The 26,086-nt window shown below is 66.7% G+C and carries 20 protein-coding genes and 2 riboswitches; of the genes, 11 read left to right on the forward strand and 9 right to left on the reverse strand.

Annotated elements, in window-relative coordinates; all coding sequences use genetic code 11:
* Window positions 1-3: 3 nt before the first annotated feature.
* Window positions 4-753, reverse strand: coding sequence for a precorrin-6A synthase (deacetylating) (cobF, locus tag HCA61_RS04715; protein ID WP_169687026.1), 750 nt, complete (start codon window positions 751-753; stop codon window positions 4-6).
* The gene (cobN, locus tag HCA61_RS04720) at window positions 750-4,346 is read right to left on the reverse strand and encodes a cobaltochelatase subunit CobN (protein WP_169687027.1); all 3,597 of its coding nucleotides are present in this window, start codon (window positions 4,344-4,346) and stop codon (window positions 750-752) included. Before cobN ends, cobF begins: the two co-directional genes overlap by 4 nt.
* Before the next feature lie 52 nt (window positions 4,347-4,398).
* Window positions 4,399-4,616: riboswitch (cobalamin riboswitch) on the reverse strand.
* Window positions 4,617-4,629: 13 nt separating this feature from the next.
* Between cobN and HCA61_RS04725 the strand changes: the two genes are divergently transcribed.
* The 3 genes from HCA61_RS04725 to HCA61_RS04735 are packed head-to-tail and all read left to right on the forward strand — an operon-like array spanning window position 4,630 to window position 7,876.
* Window positions 4,630-5,718, forward strand: coding sequence for a cobalamin biosynthesis protein CobG (locus HCA61_RS04725; protein ID WP_247273176.1), 1,089 nt, complete (start codon window positions 4,630-4,632; stop codon window positions 5,716-5,718).
* Window positions 5,715-6,365 (forward strand): precorrin-8X methylmutase, encoded by a 651-nt coding sequence (locus tag HCA61_RS04730; RefSeq protein WP_169687028.1) that lies wholly within the window; start codon window positions 5,715-5,717, stop codon window positions 6,363-6,365. Before HCA61_RS04725 ends, HCA61_RS04730 begins: the two co-directional genes overlap by 4 nt.
* Complete coding sequence (locus HCA61_RS04735) at window positions 6,362-7,876, forward strand: precorrin-2 C(20)-methyltransferase (RefSeq protein ID WP_169687029.1); 1,515 nt, start codon at window positions 6,362-6,364, stop codon at window positions 7,874-7,876. The genes HCA61_RS04730 and HCA61_RS04735 overlap by 4 nt, the downstream gene beginning before the upstream one ends.
* Window positions 7,877-7,907: 31 nt before the next feature.
* Here HCA61_RS04735 and HCA61_RS04740 read toward each other — a convergent pair whose 3' ends face one another.
* The gene (locus HCA61_RS04740; protein ID WP_169687030.1) at window positions 7,908-8,456 is read right to left on the reverse strand and encodes a TetR/AcrR family transcriptional regulator; all 549 of its coding nucleotides are present in this window, start codon (window positions 8,454-8,456) and stop codon (window positions 7,908-7,910) included.
* Between the two features lie 7 nt (window positions 8,457-8,463).
* Entirely contained in the window at window positions 8,464-9,903 is a 1,440-nt protein-coding gene (locus HCA61_RS04745; RefSeq protein ID WP_169687031.1) for an MFS transporter, read from the reverse strand.
* 237 nt (window positions 9,904-10,140) lie between these two features.
* On the opposite strand from HCA61_RS04745, the gene HCA61_RS04750 reads away from it, so the two are divergent.
* From HCA61_RS04750 to HCA61_RS04765, 4 genes are read left to right on the forward strand one after another with little or no spacing between them, the layout of a single operon-like run.
* A complete protein-coding gene (locus HCA61_RS04750; protein WP_169687032.1) occupies window positions 10,141-12,465 on the forward strand; it encodes a xanthine dehydrogenase family protein molybdopterin-binding subunit in 2,325 nt (774 codons plus the stop codon).
* Entirely contained in the window at window positions 12,462-13,346 is an 885-nt protein-coding gene (locus HCA61_RS04755) for a xanthine dehydrogenase family protein subunit M (protein WP_169687033.1), read from the forward strand. Before HCA61_RS04750 ends, HCA61_RS04755 begins: the two co-directional genes overlap by 4 nt.
* Window positions 13,346-13,831: a (2Fe-2S)-binding protein gene (locus tag HCA61_RS04760; protein WP_169687034.1), complete on the forward strand. Its 486-nt coding sequence runs from the start codon at window positions 13,346-13,348 to the stop codon at window positions 13,829-13,831. The genes HCA61_RS04755 and HCA61_RS04760 overlap by 1 nt, the downstream gene beginning before the upstream one ends.
* A gap of 1 nt (window position 13,832) precedes the next feature.
* Window positions 13,833-14,669: a mycofactocin-coupled SDR family oxidoreductase gene (locus tag HCA61_RS04765; RefSeq protein WP_169687035.1), complete on the forward strand. Its 837-nt coding sequence runs from the start codon at window positions 13,833-13,835 to the stop codon at window positions 14,667-14,669.
* Here the strand turns inward: HCA61_RS04765 and HCA61_RS04770 are convergent.
* Both HCA61_RS04770 and cbiE read right to left on the reverse strand, forming a co-directional pair.
* The gene (locus HCA61_RS04770; protein WP_169687036.1) at window positions 14,662-15,417 is read right to left on the reverse strand and encodes an SAM-dependent methyltransferase; all 756 of its coding nucleotides are present in this window, start codon (window positions 15,415-15,417) and stop codon (window positions 14,662-14,664) included. The genes HCA61_RS04765 and HCA61_RS04770 overlap by 8 nt on opposite strands.
* Window positions 15,414-16,613, reverse strand: coding sequence for a precorrin-6y C5,15-methyltransferase (decarboxylating) subunit CbiE (gene cbiE / locus HCA61_RS04775; RefSeq protein WP_169687037.1), 1,200 nt, complete (start codon window positions 16,611-16,613; stop codon window positions 15,414-15,416). The genes HCA61_RS04770 and cbiE overlap by 4 nt, the downstream gene beginning before the upstream one ends.
* 56 nt (window positions 16,614-16,669) lie before the next feature.
* Window positions 16,670-16,866, forward strand: a riboswitch (cobalamin riboswitch).
* A 33-nt stretch (window positions 16,867-16,899) separates the two neighbouring features.
* Between cbiE and HCA61_RS04780 the strand changes: the two genes are divergently transcribed.
* Genes HCA61_RS04780 through HCA61_RS04795 form a run of 4 tightly spaced genes read left to right on the forward strand, consistent with a single transcriptional unit; the run spans window position 16,900 to window position 22,726 of the window.
* Complete coding sequence (locus HCA61_RS04780; protein WP_346777487.1) at window positions 16,900-18,795, forward strand: VWA domain-containing protein; 1,896 nt, start codon at window positions 16,900-16,902, stop codon at window positions 18,793-18,795.
* Entirely contained in the window at window positions 18,795-19,409 is a 615-nt protein-coding gene (gene cobO / locus HCA61_RS04785) for a cob(I)yrinic acid a,c-diamide adenosyltransferase (RefSeq protein WP_169687039.1), read from the forward strand. Before HCA61_RS04780 ends, cobO begins: the two co-directional genes overlap by 1 nt.
* A gap of 27 nt (window positions 19,410-19,436) precedes the next feature.
* The gene (locus HCA61_RS04790) at window positions 19,437-21,806 is read left to right on the forward strand and encodes a cobyrinate a,c-diamide synthase (protein WP_169687040.1); all 2,370 of its coding nucleotides are present in this window, start codon (window positions 19,437-19,439) and stop codon (window positions 21,804-21,806) included.
* Window positions 21,788-22,726, forward strand: coding sequence for a cobalamin biosynthesis protein (locus tag HCA61_RS04795; protein WP_169687041.1), 939 nt, complete (start codon window positions 21,788-21,790; stop codon window positions 22,724-22,726). The genes HCA61_RS04790 and HCA61_RS04795 overlap by 19 nt, the downstream gene beginning before the upstream one ends.
* A 70-nt stretch (window positions 22,727-22,796) precedes the next feature.
* On the opposite strand, the gene HCA61_RS04800 is transcribed toward HCA61_RS04795, so the two are convergent.
* The 3 genes from HCA61_RS04800 to HCA61_RS04810 are packed head-to-tail and all read right to left on the reverse strand — an operon-like array spanning window position 22,797 to window position 25,934.
* Entirely contained in the window at window positions 22,797-24,329 is a 1,533-nt protein-coding gene (locus HCA61_RS04800; RefSeq protein ID WP_169687042.1) for a CotH kinase family protein, read from the reverse strand.
* On the reverse strand, window positions 24,329-25,006 hold the full coding sequence (locus tag HCA61_RS04805) for a DUF4956 domain-containing protein (protein ID WP_169687043.1): 678 nt from the start codon (window positions 25,004-25,006) through the stop codon (window positions 24,329-24,331). The genes HCA61_RS04800 and HCA61_RS04805 overlap by 1 nt, the downstream gene beginning before the upstream one ends.
* A gap of 22 nt (window positions 25,007-25,028) precedes the next feature.
* The gene (locus tag HCA61_RS04810; protein ID WP_169687044.1) at window positions 25,029-25,934 is read right to left on the reverse strand and encodes a polyphosphate polymerase domain-containing protein; all 906 of its coding nucleotides are present in this window, start codon (window positions 25,932-25,934) and stop codon (window positions 25,029-25,031) included.
* Window positions 25,935-26,086: the final 152 nt, after the last annotated feature.

The raw sequence follows: 26,086 nt of genomic DNA on the forward strand, positions 1-26,086 counted from the left end.
GGCTCATCGCGCCCGGCGCAACAGATAGGTGTCCATCACCCAACCTCGCGCGGACCTGGATCGCACCCGGGCTACGTCGATGGCGTCGAGCACGTCATGCAGACGTCCCGCGACGAGTTCCTCGTCTACCGTTCCGAGGTTCGCGCCCCACCAGATGTCCCAAGCGCCGTCGAGTTCCCGGCAGGCGAGCTGCCCGTCGAGCATGACGATGAGATTGTCCGCTCCCGATGCGACCTCCTCACCGAGGCGCCGACCGGTGGTGATCGTGATCGGGCCACCGATTCTGTTGAACACCAAACGATGCCGGGCAGCGAGCAGTTGAATGCTGCTCACACCGGGCACGACGTCGTAGTCGATGTCGAGCACACCGCGATCACGGATCCGCTCGACGACGCGAATAGTGCTGTCGTACAGGCTCGGATCGCCCCACACCAGAAATCCGACTGTCTCCTCGTCACGGATCTCTGCGTTCAGCACCGCCTCGTACGCCTCGGCGCGGGCCGCATGCCAGTCGCGTACCTCCGTCCCGTACTGCTCCGGCGCCCGGTCGCGTGGCGGGTCCGGCACCACGATCGTGCGGTACCGACCGGTGGTGTGTCGGCGCAGGATCTGTTCACGCACCGACACGAGGTCGTCCACACCGCGCTGCTTGTCGGCGACGAGGAACACGTCGACACTCTCGAGTGCCTTGACGGCCGCGACTGTGAGATCGTCCGGACCTCCCGGCCCGATCCCGATCAGTCGCAACCTCATCCGCGGTCCTCGAGATCACCTTCGACGTCGAGGTACGCCTGTTGCAGCGCCTTCAGGGTCTCCGGATCCGGCTCTGCCCACAGTCCGCGATCGGCCGCCTCGGTGAGCCGTTCGACGATCCCGCGCAATGCCCACGGGTTGGCCTCACGCAGAAACTGCTGGTTCTCCGAGTCGAGCGCATAGTTCTGCGCCAGCGACTCGTACATCCAGTCCTCGACGACCCCTGCGGTGGCGTCGTAGCCGAACAGGTAATCGACGGTGGCGGCGAGTTCGAATGCGCCCTTGTAGCCGTGCCTGCGCATCGCGGAAATCCAGCGCGGGTTGACGACACGCGCGCGGAACACGCGTGCGGTCTCCTCGCTGAGCGAGCGGGTGCGCACGGTGTCGGGGATCGTCGAATCACCGATGTACGCCTTGGGATCGGTGCCCGTGAGTGCGCGCACCGTGGCGACCATGCCGCCGTGGTACTGGAAATAGTCGTCGGAGTCTGCGATATCGTGCTCGCGCGTGTCGGTGTTCTTCGCGGCCACCGCGATCCGGCGGTAATTGGCGCGCATGTCGTCGGCCGCGGCGATGCCGTGCAGGTCACGTCCGTATGCGAATCCGCCCCACGCGGTGTACACCTCGGCGAGGTCGGCGTCGGTGCGCCAGTTTCCGGAGTCGATGAGCTGGAGGATTCCGGCACCGTACGAACCCGGCTTGGATCCGAAGATGCGGCGCACGGCTCGCTCGGCGTCGCCGTGTTCGGCCTCGTCGCGCTGCGCGTGGGCACGCACGTAGTTCATCTCGTCGGGTTCGTCGAGAGCCGCGATCATGCGGATCGCGTCGTCGAGCATGCCGATCACGTGCGGGAACGCATCGCGGAAGAATCCGGAGATACGCACGGTGACGTCGATGCGCGGTCGGCCGAGTTCCTCGAGCGGCACGATGGTGAGTTCACGGACGCGACGGGATTCCGGGTCCCATTCGGGGCGGACACCGATGAGGGCGAGCACCTCGGCGATGTCGTCGCCGGCGGTGCGCATCGCGGAGGTGCCCCACACCGACAAACCCACCGACTGCGGGTACTCACCGGTGTCGGCGAGATACCGCTCGATCAGTGCGTTCGCGAGCGCGACGCCCGTGTCGTAGGCGAGTCGGCTCGGCACGGCTTTGGGGTCGACGGTGTAGAAGTTGCGGCCGGTGGGCAGCACGTTGACGAGGCCGCGCAACGGCGAACCCGACGGACCAGCGGGAACGTACCCGCCGTCGAGGGCATGCAGGACGGCATCGAGTTCGTCGGTGGTCTGCGCGAGACGCGGCACCACCTGTTCGGCTGCGAAGGCCAGCACCCGCGACACCTCACTGTCGGCGTGGCCGAGTACCGATTCGACTGTGGTCGGGGCGGTATCGACACTCCAGCCGCCGTCTTCCATCGCCTGCACGAGCGCGCGAGCCTGGGTTTCGATCGCATCGACCTCGGTCAGCGGCGCATCGGTCTTCAGTCCGAGCGCTGTCCGCAGCCCGGGCACTGCGTGACTCTTGCCGCCCCAGACCTGGGCGGCGCGCAGGATCGACAGCACCAGGTTGACGCGTGCGTCACCTTCGGGGGCGGCACCGAGCACGTGCAGGCCGTCGCGGATCTGAGCATCCTTGACCTCGCACAACCAGCCGTCGACATGCAGCAGGAAATCGTCGAACTCGGCGTCGTGCGGCCGGTCGTCGAGTCCGAGGTCGTGGTCCAGTTTCGCGGCCTGGATCAGCGTCCAGATCTGCGCGCGGATCGCGGGCAGCTTTGCGGGGTCCATCGCCGCGATGTTGGAGTACTCGTCGAGTAGCTGTTCGAGCCGCGCGATGTCGCCGTACGACTCCGCGCGGGCCATCGGGGGAATCAGGTGGTCGACGATCGTCGCGTGTGCGCGGCGCTTGGCCTGCGCGCCCTCACCGGGGTCGTTGACCAGGAACGGGTAGATCAGCGGCAGGTTCCCGATGGCAGCGTCGGTCGCGCACGACGCCGACATCCCGGCATTCTTTCCGGGCAACCACTCCATCGAGCCGTGCTTCCCGAGATGGACGACGGCGTCGGCACCGAAACCCTGCTCGACCCATCGGTATGCGGCGAGGTAATGGTGCGACGGAGCCATGTCTGGATCGTGGTAGATCGCAACGGGATTCTCACCGAATCCACGCGGCGGCTGGATCATGAGGACGACATTGCCCGCCTGCAACGTGGCCAGGACGATCGCGTCCCCGTCGACGAACAACGAGCCGGGCGCCGGCCCCCATGCCTCGGTCATCGCGTCGGTGAGCTCGACGGGCAGGTCCTTCGTCCACTCCAGGTACTCGGATGTGTTCACTCGCACCGGGTTACCGGCCAGCTGGTCGGCTGTGAGCCATTCCTCGTCCTGACCACCTGCATCGATCAGCGCGTGGATCAGGGTGTTTCCGGCTTCTGTGTCGTCGTCGACATCCATCCCGGGGAAACCGGCGCCGAGGTCGTATCCGAGGTCGCGCAGTGCTCGCAGCATCTTGATCGCCGACACGGGGGTGTCGAGACCGACGGCGTTGCCGACGCGTGAATGCTTGGTGGGATAGGCCGACAGCATGATCGCGATGCGCCGGTCGGCGGGCGGGACATGCCGCAACCGGGCGTGCGCGACCGCAATGCCTGCCACGCGACGGCAGCGTTCCGGATCGGTGACGTAGCGGGGCAGGCCGTCTGAGTCGAGTTCTTTGAACGAGAACGGCACCGTGATGATGCGGCCGTCGAATTCGGGAACCGCGATCTGGGTCGCGGAGTCGAGCGGGGACACGCCGTCGTCGGAGTCTGCCCAGCTGTCGCGGCTCCACGTCAGGCACAGCGCCTGCAGAATCGGAATATCGAGCGCGGCAAGGGCTCCCACATCCCAGGCCTCGTCCTCGCCGCCTGCGCTCACCGTGGCGGGCTTGGTGCCACCGGCGGCGAGCACCGTGACGACGAGTGCGTCGAGGCTGCCGAGTTCAGCGAGCAGGTCGTCGGAAGCCCCACGCAGCGAGGCGCAGTGCACGACCACGCCCTGAGCCTTACCGGTCGCGTCGATCGCGTCGGCCAGATCGTGTGCGAACTGCACGTTTCCGCTGGTGTGGTGGGCTCGGTAGAACAGCACGCCCACCCGGGGCAGCGACCTGTCGGCCGGGGCAGGCCGGTCCAGTACACCCCATTCGGGCAGTTCGGCGGGCGGCTCGAAACCGTCACCTCCGAGCAGCACCGTGTCCGACAGGAACGCATGGAGTTGGGCGAGGTTCGCGGGACCGCCGTGGGCGAGGTAGCGGTGTGCTTCTGCCGCGGTGCCGATCGGCACCGTCGAGTAGCTCATGAGCTCGGCGTCGGGCGTCTGCTCACCGCCCAGCACGACGACGGGGACGCCGCGGGCACGGACGGCGTCGAGCCCGTCCTGCCAAGACCTCGCAGAGCCGAGGATCCGGACTATCACCAGGCCTGCGCCCTCGAGCAATCCGCTCAGATCGGTGGTCACATCGAGACGCGATGGGTTCCCCACAGCCCAGTCGGCACCGCTCGAGCGGGCCGACAGCAGGTCGGTGTCCGACGTCGACAACAGAGCGAGGCGCGTCACGACGCACCGCAAAACCCAAGGCACACGGCCATGTTCAGTCTCCAAAACCCTCGTGGACTACTCATGCCGTGGCCGGTCTCCTGGCTGACGGATCATCGCTGCTGCGCCGACCTTCCCGGACTTTCGTCCAGTGGTCTCCGTTCCGGCAGGCCGGTACGGACGAGGGCGAACAACTACCCGCTCACAGTGGCGAGGGCCGCGCCGGTTTCGCACCGGCTTCCCGTAACCACGACGTCGCCAGCGTAGCGCACCATTTTCCAGGGATGTGCAAGCATGTGCCTCCGTGGAGCATGTCTCGCCCGAACTTCCGCCCGATCGCTGTCCCGGATTGCTGCGGCCGCACCACGCCGCCGACGGCGCGCTGGTGCGACTGCGCGCGCCGGGCGGCCGTCCGCCCGGCCGCGCGCTCGGGCGGCTCTCGGCCGCGTCACAGATGTTCGCCGACGGTGATGTGCACCTGACATCCCGGGGGAACCTGCAGGTCAGGGGCATCTCTGTCGACGAGCACGGCAACGTCGCCGCCGGTCTCACCGACGCGATCGTCGCCGCCGGGCTACTGCCGTCGGCGTCGCACGAGCGGGTACGCAACGTGGTCGCATCACCGCTGTCGGGGCTCGCCGGTGGGGTCGCCGACATCAGGCCGCTGATCGGTGCGCTCGATACCGCACTGTGCGCGGAGCCGGCGCTCGCCGAGCTGCCCGGCCGGTTCCTGTTCGGCCTCGACGACGGCCGTGGCGATGTCGCCGGACTCCGCTGTGATCTTGCGGCCGTCGCTGTGGACGCCGGGACCATGAGAATTGTGATCGGTGAGATGAACGGTCCGACGGTGGCATCGTCGCAGGTCGTCGATACTCTGATCGGCCTGGCTCTCCGGTTCGTGCGGATGCGCGGAACGCTCTGGCACGTGCGGCAACTTCCCGGGCATGGCACCGAACTCGGCGGCCTGAACCCCGCGCCCGAGCTTCCACCGTATGCGATGCCGTACGGAGTGCTCGAAAACGCGGTATCCGCGCTGGTCCCGCTCGGAATCCTTACCCCGGGCATGGCCTCGGCCCTGCCCGACGACGGCGTGATCATCACCCCGTGGCGCGGCGTGGTCCTGCCCCAGGGGGCCGATATCTCCGCGTTGTCCGCTGCGGGCTTCGTCGTATCGGACGACTCCGCGTGGCCCAGGGTCACCGCGTGCACCGGATCGCCCGGGTGTAGCCTCGCCCGAGGTGATACCCGGGCTCTGGCCCGTCGCACCGTCGCTTCCGGCACTGCAGCAGATCGCCTCCATATCGTCGGTTGCGAACGCGCCTGCGGTGCACCTCATTCCCCGCACAACCTTGTTTTCGCCAGCCGTTCGACGTCACACAGGAGCTCGACGTGACCCTGCAGCCACCACCCCGCCGCTACGAGTACGAAACGGACGGCGCTGAAATCTACGTCCGTTCGTTCGCGACGATCCGAGCCGAATCCGATCTTGCCGCGATTCCGGGCGACGCTGAGAAGGTCGCGGTGCGGATGATCCATGCGAGCGGCCAGACCGACCTGACGAACGATCTGGTGATCCATCCCGATCTGGTGTCCGCGGCCCGCACGGCCCTGAACGCGGGCGCCCCGATTCTCGCCGACGCGAACATGGTTGCGGCGGGCGTCACCCGCAAGCGACTGCCCGCCGACAACGAGGTGCTGTGCCTGCTCGGCGATCCTCGCGTACCGGGCCTGGCCCAGCAGTGGAACACCACGCGCTCGGCTGCGGCCGTGTCGCTGTGGACGGAGCGGCTGGAGGGATCGGTCGTCGCGATCGGTAACGCGCCCACCGCACTGTTCCACCTTCTGGAGATGCTCGATGCCGGCGCACCGCGACCCGCGGCGATCATCGGCGTGCCGGTGGGGTTCATCGGCGCCGCCGAATCCAAAGAGGCCCTGATCGAACATGATCTGCGGATCCCGCACCTCGTGGTGCGGGGCCGTCGGGGTGGATCGGCGATGGCGTCGTCGGCGCTCAACGCACTGGCTCAGGAGACGGAATGACCGGCAGGATCTACGGGGTCGGGCTCGGACCCGGCGACCCGGAACTCATCACCCGCAAGGCCGCTCGCCTGATCGCGGAGGCCGACGTCATCGCCTACCACTCGGGCACGCATGGCCGGTCGATCGCGCGCGGCATCGCGGCCGGACTGATCCCGGACGGCGTGATCGAGGAAAAGCTGGTGTATCCCGTCACCGTCGGCACCACCGACCACCCCGGCGGATACGACGGGGCGATCGCCGATTTCTACGACGAGTGCGCTGCGCGTCTTGCCACCCACCTCGACGCCGATCGCACCGTCGTCGTGCTGTGCGAAGGCGACCCGTTGTTCTACGGGTCGTACATGTACCTCCACGACCGACTTTCGAAGCATTATGCGGCCGAGGTGATTCCCGGTGTCACGTCGTTCTCGGCCGCGGCGGCCGCATCCGCCGAGCCGCTCGTGCGGCGCACGGATGTACTCACCGTCCTCCCGGGTACCCTTCCCGAGCCCGAATTGGCGAGGCGACTGGCCGATACCGACGGCGCGGTCATCATGAAACTGGGCCGCACCTTCGAATCGGTGCGAAGCGCACTGGAACAGTCCGGACGACTCGACGATGCCGTGTACGTCGAGCGGGCAACCATGGACGGGCAACGCATCGTCGCAGCCGCAGATGTGGATCCCGATACGGTTCCGTACTTTTCTGTGATCCTCACCGCCGGAGACAAGGCTCCTCGGAACCGGGGAGTGATCGACCGATCCCGCCCCGTCACGCCCGAGACCGAAATTCCGGTCGAGACACATGAATTGCTGGTGATCGGACTCGGTCCCGCCGACGACAGATGGCTCACACCGGAGGCGTCCGCGGCGCTCGCATCGGTCGATCATGTCGTCGGATACGGTCCCTACGTCGATCGGGTTCCGGTTCGCCCCGGCCTGCAGCGACATTCGAGTGGGAACACCGTCGAGGTCGATCGCGCCAGATTCGCACTCGACCTGGCATTGGCCGGCGAGAAGGTCGCTGTCGTGTCCGGTGGTGACGCCGGCGTGTTCGGGATGGCGTCGGCGGTGTTCGAGGCCGCGCAGGATCAGAAGTACTCGTCCGTGCCGATCCGTGTGCTGCCGGGAGTGTCGGCGGTGCAGGCCGTCGCAGCCCGCGCAGGGGCACCCATCGGCGGGGATTTCGCAGTCATGAGCCTGTCGGATCGGCTCAAGCCGTGGAGCGTGATCGAGAAGCGGCTCACCACAATTGCAGAAGCCGATCTCGTGCTGGGGATCTACAATCCCGCGTCCCGGTCGCGGACGACGCAGGTCGCCGATGCCCGATCGCTTCTCCTGCAGCATCGGCCCGGCGACACCGTCGTCGTGATCGGGCGGGACGTGGGCAGGCCGGGTGAGTCGCTCGAGGTCACCACCCTCGAGAAGCTGGATCCCGCGAGTATCGACATGAAATGCCTGCTCATCATCGGTGCGGCAGGGACCTCCACATTGCCGTCCGGCTCGGTGTGGACGAAACGCTCGGTCGAGTAGACCCGGCGCGCTGCACTCGGTGATGCAGGAGTCAGAGTTCGGTGTCGTCGATGATCTGCTGCACGAGCGCTCCGTACGTTTCGATCAACTTCGCGCTGTCGATCGTCTGGGGCGTCAGGATCTCGAAGGTGCGCACACCGCTCGCCAAGCCCAGGAGCAGCGTCACAACCATTCGGGCACGTGCCATTTCGGTCGTGTGCTCTCCGATCACCGCCGCGATCCGGGGTACCATTCGTTCCGTCATCCCCGCGCGGGCACCCTCGGGATCGGGAGCTTCCTGCACGAGATACGGTGCCATTGCCCAGAACTCGTAGTCACCCGAGTCTCGCCGGTCCACGATCGCCCGCACCAGCCGGTAGCCGGGGGCTTCGTCGGGATGATCGGCGTCGGTGAGTCCAGGAGATTCGGGCGCAGCAGCCTGGAAGAGCTCGGCCTTACTGCCGGTCAGCTTCATCACCAGAGCGGGTGAGACACCGGCCGCCTCGGCGATATCCCTGATGGTGGTGCCGTTGAAACCCCGCTCGGTGAACAGCGGCCGGGCGGCGTCGAGAATGGTGTCGCGAGTCGTCCGTTCGCTCATCGCCGACTCACGCCGCCTCGGCCGTGTCGGCGACCGGAGGCGTGCGCACCGGCCGATGCTTCGGCAGCAGCACGGCGCACAGCGTAGCCGCGAACGTGGACAGACCCGCGATCACGAAGATCACGATGATCGCGCCGTGCGCAGGGAAGGTCACGCCGGCTGCGTCGATGGTGATACTCGCGAGCAACGCAGCAACGACCGCGCTCATGCTCGACATCCCGATGGTGCGCAGGAGACTGTTGAGTCCGTTCGCGGCAGCTGTGTCGGTGACCGGAACAGCTGCCATGATCAGCGCAGGCAAGGTCGCGTAGGCCAAGGCGTTGCCGATGCTCACCATCGCGGCACCGATGATGATCAGCGCGACGGTGTCGTCCCACGCGATGCGGAAGAGGTACGCGACGGTCATGACGATCGTTCCGAGCATCAGGGTGAAGCGCCCACCGAGCCGCATGGTGAGCTTCCCCGCTATCGGTGAGGTCACGAACATCGCCAGGCTGCCGGGGATCATGCACAATCCGGCGGTGGCAGCGCTGAGCCCGAACCCGAATCCGGTGATCTCGGGTAGCTGCAATTGTTGTGTGGTCGCCAACAGGCTGGCGTACGCGGAGAATCCGATGAAGAGCCCGGCGAGGTTGGCGAGCAGCACCGGACGCCGCGCCGACACGCGCAGGTCGACCATCGGGGCCTTCACTCGCAATTGATACGGCACGAGAATCGCCGTGATCACGATGGCCGCCGCGAAGCACGCAACGGTCTGCGCACTCGACCACCCCCACGCCGGACCCTTCGAGATCCCCAGGAGCAGAGCTGTGAGGGCGAGCGACAGCAACAACGCACCGAGGATGTCGAAGCGGGCGCGGGTTCCCGTCGCGGATGCGGGGACGACGAGCAGGATACCCAGCATGAGCAATGCGCCGACTGCCGCAGACACCCAGAAGACGGACGTCCAGCCGAAATTGTCGTACAGCGCGCCCGCCGCAGGCATGCCCAGCGCACCACCGATTCCCATCGTGGAGCTGGTGAGCGCCACAGCCCCGGCGACCTTCTCGCGAGGAAGCACATCGCGCAGGACCGCCATCGCCACCGGAATGAGCGACGACGAGAACCCCTGCAGGCCGCGTCCGATGAGAACGAACAGATAGTCGCCTCCGATCGCGGCGATCAGCGCACCGGCGACCATCATCGACAACGACAACACCATCATCCGGCGCTTGCCGTACATGTCGGCCATCCGGGAGACGATGGGCGTGGCCACTGCTCCGGTCAGCAACGTGATGGTGATGAGCCAGCCGACATCACCCGCTGTGACGTCGAGCAGTTCCGGGAGATCCGGTAACAGGGGTACCACGAGGGTGGTCTGGAGAGCCACGACGAGACCCGCGACGCTCAACAGTGCCGTGATCACCCCGCTGGACGCCGCACTTCGCGACGGGGTCGCTGTATCCATCCCGGTCCTCCATCGCCACTTCGGTGAACGTCGTTCACCCCACGCAGTGAACGACGTTCACCGGGCGACTGTCAACCACCCCGCACATCGCCGTTCTCCGACGTCACACGGCACACCCGGGCCCCGCACCTGCGAGAAGAGCATGCTCTCTTGAAGAGAATGTGATTGACACCTCACTCCGAGGGGTGCTAGACACTTGCTCAGCATCCACCGAAGGCCGAGGTGAGAATTTCTGTGATGAGGCCCAGCATTTCCGCTTACGTCGGGACTCGCATCAAGCGAGTCGAAGACCCCCGACTCCTGACCGGCGCCGGCATGTTCGTCGACGACGTCACACGACCGGGCATGCTCCACGCATGCTTCGTGCGCAGCCCACTCGCGCGCGCCCGCATCGTCGACATCGACGTCAGCGAGGCCCTCGCACTCGAGGGGGTCCACGCGGTATACGTCGCCGCCGATCTCGCACCGGGAATCCACGAGCAGACCTACGCACTCGACGGGCCGTACATGCCCGCCCTGAACTGGCCCCCGCTCGCCGACGACGAGGTGCGGTTCGTCGGCGATCCTGTCGCACTGGTCGTAGCTCGCGACCGGTACATCGCCGAGGACGCAGTCGAACTCGTCGCCGTCGACTACGAACAGCTCACGCCGGTCATCGACTACACCACAGCCGATCGTGCCGACGAGCAGGTCCACGCCGCGCATCCCGCGAACATCGCCGCGGCGATGGGCGGCCCAATGCCCGACGAGCTGGCGAAAACGTTCGACGAGGCAGCCCACGTCGTCTCCCGCACCATCAATCAGCAGGCCTATATCGCGGTTCCCATGGAGACCCGCGGCCTCGTCGCCGAGTGGTCGGCCGGCGAGATGACCGTCTGGGCCTCCACGCAATCCCCGCACGAGGTCCGCGGCTTCACCGCCCGACTCCTCGGGCTCGACGAGCACAGCGTCCGGGTGATCATGCGCGACACCGGCGGTGGCTTCGGGCAGAAAGTCGTTCCGCAGCGCGAGGACATCGCCGTGTTACTCGCCGCCAGAAAACTTCCGGCCGCAGTGAAATGGATCGAAGACCGCCAGGAACACATGATGTCGGCAGGCATGGCCCGCCAGGAATGCGGCGACGCGCGTTTCGCCTTCGACGCCGACGGCACACTGCTCGGTGCCTCGATCGACCACGTCCAGAACGTCGGCGCCTACCCCATACCGTCACCGGTGACGTCCGGGGCGGTCGTCGGGATGCTGTTCCCCGGACCCTACCGGGTTCCCGCCGCAGCCTTCTCGATGAAACTGACGTACACGAACACCGTGGGGCGGGTCGCGTACCGAGGGCCCTGGCAGTTCGAGTCCCTCGCCCGCGAGATGCTCCTCGATGTCGCAGCACGTCAGATGGACATCGACCCCGTCGAACTCCGGCGACGCAACATGCTCAGCGCAGCCGATCTGCCGTTCGCCAACCCGCTGGGTATGCCGTACAACGACTCGACACCACTCGAGACGTTCGAGCATGCACTGTCGATCCTCGACTACGACGCGTTCCGGAAGGAACAGGAGCGCGCACGCGCCGACGGACGCTACCTCGGGGTCGGCACCTGTACCTATATCGAACCCACCACGGGTGCAACGCCGTTCCATGCCACCGAAGGTGCGACGATTCGGATCGAGCCCTCGGGCAAAGTGAACGTCTACGTTGCAGGTGGGTCGTCCGGCAACAGCCTCGAAACCGCCGCCGTGCAGCTCACCGCAGATGCGCTCGGAGTCGACATCGCCGACGTCCACACCATCCAGGGCGACACCGCGATCACCCCGTTCGGCGCCGGAACCGGTGGCAGCCGTTCCGGGTCGATGATCGCGGGAGCAGTCCGGGAAACCGCGTCGGTGCTGCGCGACCGCATCCTCGCCATCGCCGCGCACAAACTCGAGGCCGCAGTCGAGGACATCGAATTCGTGGACAGTCGCGCGACGGTCCGTGGCGTTCCGTCCGTCGGGATCACGCTGAAGGAGATCGCCGAGATCTCCTACTTCCAGGCCGAGACACTGCCGCCCGGTGTGCCTCCCGGACTCGAATCGAGCGGCCGTTACCATTCGCCGTCCATGATGTTGTGGGCCAACGCGACCCACGTCTGCACATGTGAGGTCGACATCACCACAGGTGCCGTGAAGATCCTCCGGTTCATCGTCGGCGAGGACTGCGGTCCGATGATCAACCCGGATATCGTCGAGGGCCAGATCTACGGCGGCACCGTTCAGGGAATCGGTGGTGCGCTCTACGAGCACCTTGCGTACGACGACGACGGTAACCCCGTGACCACCACCTTCATGGACTATCTGCTTCCCACTACCGACACTGTCCCGGACATCGAGATCGGGCATGTCGAATCGCCCAGCACCGGGCCCGGCGGCTACAAGGGTGTCGGTGAGGGTGGTGCGATCGGGGCGTCCCCCGCTGTGGTCAACGCGGTCGCCGATGCGTTGGCACCCTTCGGAGTGGAAGTGAACAGCCTGCCCTTGTCCCCGGCCACGATCATCCGAATGCTCGACGAAGTCCAGGCGGTGAAGGCATGAAGCCCTCGGCATTCGACTACCACGCACCCGGCACCGCAACCGACGCGGTCGCGCTCATCGCCGAACTGGGCGACGAAGCAAAGTTCATCGCGGGCGGGCAGAGCCTCATGCCGATGCTCAACCTGCGGCTCGCCGTGTTCGACCACCTCGTGGACCTGCGCAAACTCACCGAATTGCGCGGGATCGAAAGGCGCGGCGACACGATGTGGATCGGGGCGGGCACCACGCACTCGACGGTCGGTCGTTCCGCCGAACTCACAACGGCGGTCCCCCTGTTGTCCCGCGCGACGCCGTTGATCGGCCACTTCCAGATCCGCAACCGCGGCACCCTCGGAGGCTCGATCGCCCACGGCGACGGGGCCGCCGAATACCCGGCGGTGGCAATGACATTGGATGCAGAGATCGAGGCATTGTCGCCTCGGGGCAACCGCACCATCGCGGCCTCGGACTTCTTCACCGGCATGTGGACGACCGCGCTGGAGACCGACGAATTGCTCACGGGCGTGAGCTTTCCGACGTGGAGCGGACGCTCCGGCTTCGCGATCGAAGAATTCGCGCGACGGACAGGCGACTTCGCACTCGCCGGAGCAGCGATCGCGATCCGCCTCGATGCTGCCTCGACGCTGGATCGGTGCGCGATCACACTGTTCGGCGTGGCTCCGACCCCCGTCCGAGCCACCGCGGTGGAGTCGGAACTGCTCGGGCGCAGCATCCGCGAGATCGATGCCGAGGAGGTCGGACGAAGCGCACTCGGTTCGCTCGACACGGTGTCGGACGACCTGCACGGACCCGCGACCTACCGCAGGCGGGTGGGAGCGACGATCACAGCGCAGGCGTGGCGTCGCGCGGTGGATGAGGCAACAGCTCGGGAGGAACTCTGATGACCGATGTCGATATCGAAGTTCGTGTCAACGGGAGCCCGCGTCGCGACTCGGTGCCCCCGCGACTGACCCTGGCCGACTACCTTCGGGTCGACTGCGGACTGACCGGAACACATCTCGGCTGCGAGCACGGAGTGTGCGGCGCGTGCACCGTCCTACTCGACGGGCAGGCCGTTCGTGCGTGCCTCGTCTTCGCGGTGCAGGCCGACGGCGCCGAGGTCACCACGATCGAAGCGATGGCATCGGACGACGGTACGTTGTCGCCGGTCCAAGCCGCATTCCGAGATCATCACGGACTCCAATGCGGTTTCTGCACACCGGGGTTCATCGTCTCGGCCACGGCGTTCCTGGAGGAGAACCCGTCGCCGACCGATGGAGAGATCCGGGAAGCACTGTCCGGGAACATCTGCCGATGCACCGGCTACCAGGGAATCATCGCGGCAGTGAAGGCTGCCGCGGCCACCACACCAAGCACAGGGGAGTGACATGACGGGACGGGTCGAAGGCAAGGTCGCATTCATCACGGGCGCAGCACGCGGTCAGGGACGCAGCCACGCGGTGAGATTGGCGGAAGAGGGTGCCAACATCATCGCGGTCGACGTCTGTAAGCAGCTGGACGGGGTGCCGATCCCGATGTCGACTCCCGAAGATCTCGACGAGACCGTGTCGCTGGTCGAGAAGGCGGGCGGCAAAATCTACGCAGCCCAGGCCGACGTCCGCGACATGGCAGCGATGCAGGCGATCGTCGACGACGGTGTCGCGCAGTTCGGTCGCCTCGACATCATTTGCGCCAATGCGGGTCTCGCGAGCTCAGGTGACCGTCTCGATGCTCTCGACGAGAAGGGTTGGCGCGACATGATCGACGTCAATCTCACCGGTGTGTGGGTGACGACCCGCGTCTCGGTGCCGCACATGCGCGAAGCCGGCAACGGTGGCTCGATCATCCTCACCAGCTCGGTCGGCGGCATTCGGGCACTGCCGCAGGTGGGTCACTACGTCTCCGCGAAGCACGGCATGATCGGCATCATGCGCACCCTCGCGATGGAGCTCGGCGAAGAAAGCATCCGCGTCAACGCGATCTGCCCGACGCAGGTGAGCACTCCGATGCTTCTCAACGAGGCGACTTTCAAGATGTTCCGGCCCGACCTCGAGCACCCGACCAAGGACGATTTCGCCCCGCTGTCGCAGATGATGCATGTCCTGCCGACCCCGTGGGTCGACGCGATCGACATCAGCAACGCGGTGCTGTTCCTTGCATCCGAGGAGTCCCGCTTCATCACCGGCGTCACCCTGCCCGTCGATGCGGGCGCGATGCTCAAGTGAGCCGGTCGCGTGCCGGATCGTAGAGATGCGAGCACGCTACGTCGGGCGTGCCCCGGACCCCGAGGGCACGCCCGACGAGTATCACCGCGGTGTGTTTCAGCCCGGCCGCCTCGGTCTGGTCGGCGATATCGGCGAGCGTGCCGCGCAGCACGATCTGATTCGGTCGCGACGCGAATGCCACCACTGCCGCGGGGCAGTCGGGTCCGTAGGTCTCGGACAGCTCGGCTGCAAGCGCACGTATGCGAGTGATGGCCAGGTGCAGAACCACACTCGCCTGAAGACCCGCGACCCGCGCAAGCGCTTCGGTGTCGGGCATCGACGTCGACCGCGCTTGTGTGCGCGTGAGCACGACGGTCTGTACGAGTTCCGGCACGGTCAGTTCCGTGCCGAGCGTCGCCGCAGCAGCCGCGTAGGCAGGCACACCCGGCGTGACGTCCCACGCCACGCCCGCGGCGTCGAGGCGCCGGGTCTGCTCGGTGAGCGCCGAATACAGCGACGGGTCACCCGAGCACAGTCGCACCGCATCGTGGCCGCGACGGTCGGCGTCGACGAGGTGCGCAGTGATCTGATCGAGGTCGAGATGCTGGGTGTCGATCAGTTCGGCCTCGCTGCTGCAATGCGCAAGAATCTCGGCGTCGAGATACGTGCCCGCATACAGCACGACCGGTGCTGCGCGGAGCAGGTCGACGGCACGCAGCGTCAACAGATCCGCGGCACCAGGGCCGGATCCCACGAAATGTACTGTCATCGATCACCTTTCGTGACACTCCATTGAACCACCGGGCGCAACGACTGCCATCCGGTGAATCGTCCGATCGAGGAGGCCTGCTCGACGGACAACCGCGACAGCTCCCCTCCACATTCCTTCCACCACTGCACCAGCACTGCCTCGGTCTCCAGCGTCACCGCGTGCACGACGAGCCGACCCCCCGGCCGCAGCGACTGCCAGCAGGTCTCGAGCACTCCGTCCCGGCTTCCGCCGCCTCCGACGAAGATCGCGTCGGGTGCAGGCAACCCGGAAAGAGCTTCGGGTGCCCCGCCTCTCACCACCGTCAGCGACGGGACGCCGAGCCGGGCTGCGTTGATTACGATCGTGTCGGCCCGTGCCGAATCCCTCTCGACCGCGATAGTGCGGCAACGTGGATCGGTGCGGGCCCATTCGATACCGACCGATCCGGCACCGGCACCCACGTCCCACAGCAGCTCCCCGGGCCGGGGCCCGAGTGCACACACCGCGGCGGCCCGGATGGGCCGTTTGCTGAGCTGACCGTCGTTCTCGAAGCAATCGTCCGGGAGTCCCGGGATCGTGGACAGCCCCTCCGCACCGGCGCAGTCGATACACAGGAGACTGAGCTGCGGAGCCGTGACGTCCACGAGATCCGCGGCGGCACCGTCGATTCGGCTCTCCTCACCACCCAGGTCGCCGAGTACCGTCACCCTCGCATCGGGGAACCCCTCCCCCACGAGCAACCGCGAGAGCTCCGCAGGACTCGACGAGTCCGAGGTCAGGACGACCAACCGGCGGCCCCGTGTCAGATAGCGGCGCAACGCGTCGACCTCGCGGCCGACGAGGGTCACGGTGTCGCATTCCTCCGCCGCCCATCCCATGCGGGCCCGGGCCAAGGCCACGGCCGACACCGAGGGGATCACCTCGACCGCGTCGCCGCCGAGACGGCGAATGAGGGTCGAGCCGATCCCCGAGACCAAGGGGTCGCCGGAGGCAAGCGCCACGACTGTGCCGGAATGCCGAGCGAGCAGGTCGTCGAGGCCACTGAGCAGCGGGGATGGCCACCGCTCGCGGACCGCGTCGGTGGGCGGGAGCATCGCGAGGTGACGCTCACCGCCGAGCAGCACGTCGGCAGCGAGTATGCGCTCGCGGCCGGTCGCCGGCACGCTGCTCCAGCCGTCGGCGCCGATTCCGACGACGGTGATTCGAGAACCCATGGCCGTGAACAGTAGCCCGTGGTCCGGGAGACGGGTGGGTGTGGATAGACTCGGCCGCAGCAACACACATCGAAGGTGCCCTTCACAGGGATAATCGGGAAGCCGGTGAGAATCCGGCACAGGCCCGCTGCGGTGACCCGGGAGTCGTCGATCATGCGCATGAGCGCAGCCACTGGACCGCCAGGTCCGGGAAGGTGATCGCACGACGCTCGACCGGGAAGTCCGAAGACCGGCCTTCGATCGGTTGCCGAAGTGGACATCCCAGCGGGAGCCTGTGGAGGTTGGAGTGCTCGTGTATCCGTTCAGCGCTGTCGTCGGTTCCGACGACCTGGCGCTGGCCCTGACCCTGTGCGCGGTGTCGCCGTCGATCGGCGGTGTGCTGGTGCGCGGCGAGAAGGGCACCGCCAAATCGACCATGGTGCGTGCGCAAGCGGGGTTGTTGCCGCAGGTCGCAGAAGTCGACGGCTGCCGGTTCGCTTGCGACCCGGCCTCCCCCGATCCGCACTGCCCCGACGGCCCCCACTCGGCCGACGCGCTGTCGCACCTCCGGCCCGCACGGCTCGTGGAGTTCCCCGTCGGCGCGAGCGAAGACCGCGTCACCGGCTCGTTGCACCTCGGCAAGGCGCTGTCGGCTCGTACGGCCGAGTACGAGCCGGGTCTGCTCGCGCTCGCACACCGCGGCGTGCTGTACGTCGACGAGGTGAACCTGCTGCACGACCACCTCGTCGATCTACTGCTCGATGCCGCCGCGATGGGGCGCTCGACGGTGGAGCGAGACGGCGTGTCCGTGAGTCACGCTGCGACGTTCGTGCTGGTTGGAACCATGAACCCCGAGGAGGGTGAGCTCCGTCCGCAGCTCCTCGACCGGTTCGGGCTCGCCGTCGATGTCGCAGCGCCCCGCGACCCGCAGTTGCGCGTCGAGATCGTGCGCCGTCGCCTCGCATTCGACGCGGACCCCGACTCGTTCGTCGCGCAGTGGTCCGCGGCCGAGCAGGATTTGTCCCGGCGGATCGCATCGGCCCGCGAACGCGTGGCGACGGTGCGACTGGGCGACGACGCTCTGGTCTCGATCGCCGAGATATGCGCGGCGTTCGACGTCGACGGTATGCGCGCCGATCTCGTCACGGCCAAGACCGCGGTCGCGCATGCGGCATGGTCCGGTCGTGACGAGGTGACCCGCGAGGACGTGGCGGTCGCGGCGAAACTCGCGTTGCCGCATCGGCGGCGCCGCAACCCGTTCGACGATCCCGATACCGATGACGACCTGCTCGACGACTTGCTGAACCGGCCCGATTCGCAGCCTGATCCCGACCTCGATCCCGACGACGACCCCGACGGTGGCGGCGCACCCGACCCGGAGGACTCCCCTGCAGACTCACCGTCCGGCTCGAACGCAAGCGTTCCGAACTCGGTGGATGCACCGGCCGATCCGTACCGGACACGACTGTTCTCCGTCGACCGCACCGGACGTGGCGTCGCGGGCCGGCGATCGAAGGCGGCCACCACCATCGGGCGCACCGTCGGCGACCGCGCCGGCGACACCGGCTCGATCCACCTACCCGCGACGATCCGCGCGAGCGCGCTGTCCCCACGCGGCTGGGAGGTGCGACGCAAGATCGTCGAGGGCCGGGAAGCGAACCTTGTGTTGCTGTGCGTCGACGCATCTGGGTCGATGGCCGCCAGACAACGGATGACACAGGTCAAGACAGCGATCCTGTCGCTGCTGCTCGACGCGTACCGCCGCCGCGACACCGTCGGCCTGGTGACGTTCCGTGGCAACAGCGCCACCGTCGCATTGCCACCGACCAACTCCGTCGATGTCGCCGCAGCGCGGCTGCGGGAGCTCCCGGCCGGAGGACGCACGCCCCTCGCCGAAGGACTCGCCGAGGCCGCCGAGACGCTCCGGCGTCATCGGCTGCGCGACCCGGACAGGCGGGCGCTGCTCGTCGTCGTCACCGACGGACGCGCGACCTCGGGCACCGACGCGGTCGCCCGTTCACTCGAGGCCGCCGATGTCCTTCGGGCCCAGGGGGTCGCGGCGGTCATCGTCGACTCCGAGACCGGCCGCTTCCGGATGGGGCTCGCGGCGCAACTCGCCGACCGGCTCGGCGCCGAATATGTACAAGTGGGTGAGGTTCATGCCGATGCCCTCACTTCGATCGTGCGTGGGAGGGCAGCCTGATGCCGAAGGGTCAACCCGAGGTCGTACCGAACGACGGGCTCACCACCCGCCAGCGCCGCAACCGGCCCCTGCTGATGGTCAACACGGGCGACGGCAAGGGCAAGTCCACCGCCGCGTTCGGGTTGGCCCTGCGCGGCTGGAATCAGGGCTGGTCGGTCGCGGTGTTCCAGTTCGTGAAGTCGGCGAAGTGGCGGCTCGGCGAGCAGACCGCGTTCGAAACCCTCGGTGAGCTGCACGACGAGCGCGGCACCGGCGGCGCGATCGAATGGCACAAGATGGGCTCGGGCTGGTCGTGGTCGCGCAAGGAAGGCAGCGACGAGGACCACGCCGCCGATGCTCTCGCAGGGTGGCGCGAGATTCAGCGACGTCTCGCCGCGGAGCAACACGGACTGTACGTGCTCGACGAGTTCACCTATCCGATCAATTGGGGCTGGATCGACGTCGAGGAGGTCGTCGAGACGCTGACGTCGCGGACCGGACATCAACACGTGATGATCACCGGGCGTCGCGCCGACCCCAAGCTGATCGAGGTCGCCGACCTGGTCACCGAGATGACGAAGATCAAGCATCCGATGGATGCAGGGCAGAAAGGCCAGAAGGGCATCGAATGGTAGAGGGTACAGCGTGGTAGAGGGTGCAGCATGGTAGCCATTCCACGCTTCGTCATTGCCGCACCGGCATCCGGGCACGGGAAGACGACCGTGGCAACAGGTCTCATGGCCGCGTTACGCCGCGCCGGCCACACGGTGTCGGGGCACAAGATCGGCCCCGACTACATCGACCCCGGCTACCACGCGCTCGCGACCGGCCGACCCGGACGCAACCTCGATCCGCACCTCGTCGGCGACGATCTTGTTGCGCCGTTGTTCCTGCACGGCGCGAGCGGCGCCGACATGGCGGTCGTCGAGGGCGTCATGGGTCTTTACGACGGGATGCTCGGTACCGACGGGTACGCATCGACTGCCCACGTGGCAGGGTTGCTGAGTGCACCGGTGATACTCGTCGTCGATATCTCGCACGCCTCGCGCTCCATCGCCGCCGTCGTCCACGGCATGGCCTCGTACGACCGGGGTGTCCGCATCTCCGGCGTGATCTTGAACAAGGCCGGATCGCCGCGACATTCGGACGAGGTCGTTTCCGCACTCGAATCCACCGGCATCCCCGTGCTCGGCGTACTGCAACGCGACGACGGGATTTCCGCGCCGTCGCGGCATCTGGGACTCGTCCCGGCCCAGGAGCGTGCCGAGGCAGCGGGGCAATTGGATCGTCTCGCGTCGCAGATCGCCGAACACATCGACCTCGACGAGGTCGAGCGCATCGCGCGTTCCGCACCCGACCTGGCCGCTGCGCCGTGGACACCGCCCGTCTCGGGCGCTGACGGCCCCGTGATCGCCGTCGCGGGGGGACGCGCATTCACGTTCCGCTACACCGAGACCGAGGAGATCTTGCGCGCGGCAGGATGCCGGACGGTCACCTTCGACCCGTTGCGCGACGAAGCCTTGCCCGACGACACCGCAGGCATCTATCTCGGCGGCGGCTTCCCCGAGGTGCACGCCGCGGACATCTCGTCCAATGCTCCTTTACGCGAACACCTTCGGTCCGCCATCGCAGGAGGTGTGCCCACCGTCGCCGAATGCGCCGGACTGCTGTATCTGTGTCGAGACGTCGACGGCGCCGACATGGTCGGTGCCCTGGATGTCTCCGCCCGCATGACACCGCGCCTGACGCTCGGCTACCGCACCGCGATCGCCCCCGCCGACAGCCTCCTCGGCCCCGCAGGAACCCGAGTGACGGGTCACGAGTTCCACCGCACCACCGTCGAACCCGGTCCCTCCCCCGCGTGGTTACTGAACGGACGGCCCGACGGGTTCGCCACCGCGACGCTGCACGCGTCGTATCTGCACACGCACTGGGCCGGCCACCCTCGGCTCGCGGAGCGCTTCGTCGCCGCCGCACGCGCGGCCACGCCGGTGGCCTCGCCCCCACGGATCCCTCGTGTCGCGGTACCGGACCTTCACCATCACGGGGATCGCGACGTCGCCGACGGCCTGTTCGATCTCGCGGTGAACGTGTCGCGGCGGCCGCGGCCGGGATGGCTCGACGAGGCGCTGCGGTCGTCGCTCGATGCACTCGACCGCTATCCCGACCCCGGTGCGGCACGCGCCGCACTGGCCGGACGGCACCGTCGCAGCATCGACGACGTGCTGCCCACCGCCGGCGGCGCCGAGGCATTCACCTTGATCGCGCGTGCACGTCCCTGGCGGATGCCGGTGGTGGTGCACCCACAGTTCACCGAACCCGAAGCTGCGCTCCTCGCCGCCGGCCACGAGGTCCGGCGCGTCCTGCTGCGTGTCGGCGACGGGTTCCGGCTGGATCCTGCCACGGTGCCCGACGACGCGGATCTGGTGATCGTCGGCAATCCCACCAATCCCACGTCGGTGCTGCACCCGGCGTCGACGCTGCGGTCGCTGGTGCGTCCGGGCCGGGTCGTGGTGATCGACGAGGCGTTCATGGATGCGATACCGGGGGAAACCGAATCGCTCTCGAACGAGGGTATCTCCGGATTGATCACGGTGCGGTCGTTGACGAAGACCTGGGCGATCCCCGGCGTGCGCGCGGGGTACGTCGTCGGCGATCCCGAGATAGTGACCGATCTCGCGGCGCAACAACCGCCGTGGTCGGTGTCGACACCCGCCGCCGCGGCGATGATCGCATGCGCCGCACCGAGAGCGACGGATGAGGCGAGCGTGATCGCCGACGAGATCACCACCGATCGGGCCGCGCTCGTGGAGGCACTGACCGGTCTCGGGCTCGAGGTCGCGGGAGATCCGGCCGCTCCGTTCGTTCTCGTCCGGGTAGTGCAGGGAACACGGGAGGCGTTGCGTTCGAAGGGGTTCGCGCTCCGCCGCGGCGACACGTTCCCGGGTCTCGACGACGAGTGGGTGCGGATCGCCGTCCGCGACCGGGCAGTGACCGATGCCTTGACCGATGCATGGCGGTCGATCCTGTGAGCGGCACGTCGAGAGCCGCTGGTCTGGCGCTCGGATACGCGGCCGATCAGGTGTTCGGCGACCCCGGTCGCTGGCATCCGGTGAGCGGATTCGGCAGGCTCGCGCGCGCCACGGAGAAGATCCTCTACGCCGACAACCGCGCCGCAGGTGTGGTGTTCACGTCGCTGCTCGTCGGGTCTGCGACGGCGCTCGGCGGTGCGACCGATCGCGCCACCCGGTCCCGGCCCTGGCTCGGTATCGGTGTCACCGCTCTCGCCACATGGGTGGTTCTCGGTGGTCGCTCACTCGGGCGCGAGGCCCGCACCATCGACGCGCAGCTGCGTGACAATGACCTCGCATCCGCGCGGGTTCAGGTGACGCACCTGGTGGGACGCGACCCGTCACAGCTCGACGAGAACGGCATCGCGCGGGCCACCATCGAGTCGGTCGCGGAGAACACCTCGGATGCCGTTGTCGCACCGCTTTTCTGGGGTGCACTGCTCGGCCCGGCCGGACTACTGGGATATCGCGCAGCGAATACGCTCGACGCCCGAGTCGGTCACCGCACCCCCCGGCTGGAGAAGTTCGGGTGGGCCTCGGCACGGTTCGACGACCTGCTCAACCTCGCTCCCGCACGATTGTCCGCGCTGCTTGCCGCCGGCCTGGGTCCGCGTCCGGGCGCTGCGATACGCGCGTGGCGGCGGGATGCGCATCGGCATCCAAGCCCTAATGCAGGGCCCGTCGAATCGGCGTTCGCAGGTGCGCTAGGGGTGCAGCTCGGCGGCATCAACGTCTACCACGGCGACACCGAAGACCGCGGCACGCTGGGCGACGGGCCGGCACCCACACCTGACGACATCGGTCCCACTGCGCGGCTCGCTTCCCGCGTGGGGCTGGGTGCACTGGCAGTGGCCGCGCTCGTCGCCTGCGCCACTCGGTGATTCGAGTTTGCGGCGGTGGTAGACAGCCACAACCGTTCAGAACTGTTGTGGCTGTCTACGCGCGTTGCTTCTATATCGCTGCGAGCGCGTCAGTGCGCTGCTGAATCCAGGTCCGCATCGAGTCGACGCTCGACTGCAGGCTTTCCGCGGTCAGACCGTCGCTGACCGGGACGCTGGACGCGAGACCGTCGAGGATCTCGAGTGCCTGCCCGCTGCCGTACATCTGTTCGTACAGATCCCAGTAGGCCGCCTCGTAGACTTCGGTGAAGGCTTCGGAGGCCAGGAACCGGGTCTTCAGAGTGTTCCCGCCCATCGACGGCCCACCTCCGTCTCCGCGGTTCGGCCGGGCCATCCCCTCAGGCAGGGCCATCCCCTCAGGTGGTGCCATGCCGCCGCCCATGGAGACGGTGTCGTTCGGTCCGGCCGTCGTTCCGCCCTGCATTGCCATGTTGAGATCCCACGACACGACCGAGATCTTCTCCGTGTCGAGGTCGTACCAGAGGTAGTAGTTCTGACCGGGCCCGGACATGTCGTCGCTGTTCACGAGGAGGTTCTGCGTGGCGACGTACTGCGCGAACGAGTCGACGTCGACCCAGTCTGCGAGATGTGCGTCGAACTCCTCGTCGCTCGCCGAGTCCATCCACTTCAGAAAGCTGATGATCGGCTGTACGTCGCCCGTGCCCTCAGCATTGAGCTGCTTGAACTGATCGGTGTAGTCGGCCTGATCGTCGCCGACGTACGCGAACTTCGACGACGCATCGGCTTTGTAGAGATACCCGTCGGAGTCGAACAGGGAGTTCGCGTACGACTCGTCCGGGTGCTCCAGCAGTAGACGCGTCGCGGTCGCACTGTCGTTGACCGAATACACCGAGTAGGCGTAACGCTGCGTCGCCTGGTCGGTTGCGGCCGTGAGCGACAACGCCATTGCTTCGTTGAGTACCGGTGAGCCCGGTCGCACCGACAGCTGGGTCATCCCTTGATATGCCCGGCCGTCGACATTCTTCGAGAAGTCGATGAGCAGCGGCAGCGACGTCGGATCGTCCACCGAAATACTGGTGCCGCCCATCCCAGGCATACCGCCACCTCCGCCGAACATCGCTGCAGGGTCGAAGTCCTCGGAGATTTCGAATCCCTCCGGTAGTTCCATTCCTTCCGGCGTCCGGAACCCGCCGTCCTCGCCACCTGGGCCGCCTCCCATGCCGCCTCGCAACGCCGAGAGTGTCGAGTTGCCCTTGAGTCGGACGCCGACGTCGGTGATCAATGTGCCGTCGATGGTGATGTCGGCGGTGACCCACTCCTTCTCGCCGTCGTCGACGTACGAGTCGACCATGTCGTTGTATTCGACATCGCTGATCTCGAGCGACACCTCGTGCTCGACCGACGTGTCGAACAGGTCGACGGTGCCCTCGATGTTCTCGGTGATATCGGACGTGATCACGGTGGCGTCGCCGGTGATGTAAGGGCGGATGCGGGCGGCGCCGAACACCGTCCCCACGAGCGCGACGAAGGCGACCAGCGCTACGGCGATCGTCCAATGCTGACGCAGCGACGTCGGAATCTTGTGCCGCAACCGTTTTCGCGGCCCGGTCGTGGGCTCGTCCATCAGATGTCCGTCTGGTCGTATCCGGTGAGAACAGTGACGCGTTGGCCGGCGTTGACCTCGTTCAACGCGGCAATCAGATCGCTGGACTGCTTGCCCTTCTTCAGCTGTGCCGTGTAGTACAGCTCGGTGAGGGCACCACCGCGGACGGATTCGGTGGATACCAGTTCGAACTCGGTGCAGTACTGGATCAGCACATCGGAGACGAGGTCGGTGTATCCGGTCTCCGGTGGCACCTGGACCTTCACGACCTGTCGCTGAACGTCGAGCTTGAACCAGTTGAACTTGTTCATCAGCACCAGCACCAGGCAGATCGCGATGGTCGCGGCGATCGCGAGCACATAGAAGCGAGTGCCGGTGGTCATGCCGATCGCCATCACCAGGAAGATGAACCCCACGTCACGGGTTTCCTTGATGGCGTTGCGGAATCGGACCACCGACAATGCACCGACGAGCGCGAATGCACGGGCGATGTTCGATCCGACGACAAGCATGATCAGTGCCACGACCATGCCCACCATGACGAGGGTCTGCACATACGACTGGCTGTAGGAGACATTCTTGTGGGTGTAGCGATAGACCCAGCCGATGATGGCCGAGAGAACGAACGACAACGACAGCGACATGATGATGTCGAGTGTCGTGAAAGTTCCACTGAGGTCCTGGAAATCGAAGTTCATGAAGTTGTCCTGTATCTGTGGATCAGTGGGCCGGAACGGCGCGGAAGACGTCGGTGGGCAGAGAGGTGTCTACGTCATCGGGCACAACGAGTTCGGGTGCGCCCACTCGGGACCGCGGTGCGAGTCCGAATGCTTCGACGGACTGGCAATACTTGGAAATCCGATTCACCGACATGTCGAGACGCGCGGTCATATCCGTCACCCAATACGGGACACGTTCGTTCGCCTTGATCTCGACGATCGCAAGCTTGGGAGGAATCGTGAAGCGATTCTCTGCGGGCGCAGCGAAATGGAAATCTCGGTCGCGGCCGTGGACCTTGTGGTCGATGGTCACGCGCAAACCCAGATCGGCGTCGACGCCGACGAAAGCCTCCCGCAGATATCCGGTCGTCACGATCGGCCGCAGATCGAGGTTGCCGATCAGGGTGGTCACTTCTTTGACGAAGGGTCGCTGCGACGGTTCGCACCGGATGGCCTGACGGTCGTCGAGCCAGCTTCGCGCTGTGCCGTAGGGCAAGGCAATGCGTCGCTTCTGGGTCACTCGGTTGACGCGCTGCTTGATCTCGATCTGCACGGACGAGTCCTCGGTGCATTCGTGCGGCGCGCCGTAGAGTCGCATCCGCACCTTGCGGCGGAACTTCAGCCCCTCGATCTTCTCCCAGTAGAAGCGCAGGCTCGGGGTGTCGTAGTAGACCGACGTCACCGGATAGCCCCCGCGCGGGGAGAACGGGTCGTTCTCCATACGCGCGGCCAGTTCCGCACGCAGTTGTGGAACACGCATCTCGTCGACGAGGTATTTGATCTCGTATCGATTGAAGGAGTGCAATCTGCTCGCGGTCTGCTGATAGCCGGTGGGGCGAGTGGGAACGTCTTCGGCATGCGCCGCACCACCGGGCGAACCTCTCCGGAACCGGTCGAACACACTCATGGAACACCCTTCGCCGTCTCGTCTCGATGAACGAGTCGAGTACAACAAGCGGCGCTCGAGGAAACGTGCGATGAACCTGTCAGTTTGCTGTGAACGTCCGCGCGAAAACCCGAGAGTGCAGTTCTGCACCCGATCTCCGAGAAAGCTCCAGG

The organism is Rhodococcus sp. HNM0563, assembly GCF_012726195.1.
In the GTDB taxonomy this organism is placed as follows: Bacteria; Actinomycetota; Actinomycetes; order Mycobacteriales; family Mycobacteriaceae; genus Rhodococcus.

What these genes read in the sequence shown, in the direction of transcription:
- HCA61_RS04750 (WP_169687032.1), top strand. Translation starts at nt 10,141, where the DNA reads ATGAGGCCCAGCATTTCCGCTTACGTCGGGACTCGCATCAAGCGAGTC.
- HCA61_RS04795 (WP_169687041.1), top strand. Translation starts at nt 21,788, where the DNA reads ATGGCGGTCGATCCTGTGAGCGGCACGTCGAGAGCCGCTGGTCTGGCG.
- HCA61_RS04745 (WP_169687031.1), bottom strand. Translation starts at nt 9,903, where the DNA reads ATGGATACAGCGACCCCGTCGCGAAGTGCGGCGTCCAGCGGGGTGATC.
- HCA61_RS04740 (WP_169687030.1), bottom strand. Translation starts at nt 8,456, where the DNA reads ATGAGCGAACGGACGACTCGCGACACCATTCTCGACGCCGCCCGGCCG.
- HCA61_RS04760 (WP_169687034.1), top strand. Translation starts at nt 13,346, where the DNA reads ATGACCGATGTCGATATCGAAGTTCGTGTCAACGGGAGCCCGCGTCGC.
- HCA61_RS04735 (WP_169687029.1), top strand. Translation starts at nt 6,362, where the DNA reads ATGACCGGCAGGATCTACGGGGTCGGGCTCGGACCCGGCGACCCGGAA.
- HCA61_RS04770 (WP_169687036.1), bottom strand. Translation starts at nt 15,417, where the DNA reads ATGACAGTACATTTCGTGGGATCCGGCCCTGGTGCCGCGGATCTGTTG.
- HCA61_RS04755 (WP_169687033.1), top strand. Translation starts at nt 12,462, where the DNA reads ATGAAGCCCTCGGCATTCGACTACCACGCACCCGGCACCGCAACCGAC.
- cobO (WP_169687039.1), top strand. Translation starts at nt 18,795, where the DNA reads ATGCCGAAGGGTCAACCCGAGGTCGTACCGAACGACGGGCTCACCACC.
- cobF (WP_169687026.1), bottom strand. Translation starts at nt 753, where the DNA reads ATGAGGTTGCGACTGATCGGGATCGGGCCGGGAGGTCCGGACGATCTC.
- HCA61_RS04790 (WP_169687040.1), top strand. Translation starts at nt 19,437, where the DNA reads ATGGTAGCCATTCCACGCTTCGTCATTGCCGCACCGGCATCCGGGCAC.
- HCA61_RS04800 (WP_169687042.1), bottom strand. Translation starts at nt 24,329, where the DNA reads ATGGACGAGCCCACGACCGGGCCGCGAAAACGGTTGCGGCACAAGATT.
- HCA61_RS04765 (WP_169687035.1), top strand. Translation starts at nt 13,833, where the DNA reads ATGACGGGACGGGTCGAAGGCAAGGTCGCATTCATCACGGGCGCAGCA.
- HCA61_RS04810 (WP_169687044.1), bottom strand. Translation starts at nt 25,934, where the DNA reads ATGAGTGTGTTCGACCGGTTCCGGAGAGGTTCGCCCGGTGGTGCGGCG.
- HCA61_RS04805 (WP_169687043.1), bottom strand. Translation starts at nt 25,006, where the DNA reads ATGAACTTCGATTTCCAGGACCTCAGTGGAACTTTCACGACACTCGAC.
- cbiE (WP_169687037.1), bottom strand. Translation starts at nt 16,613, where the DNA reads ATGGGTTCTCGAATCACCGTCGTCGGAATCGGCGCCGACGGCTGGAGC.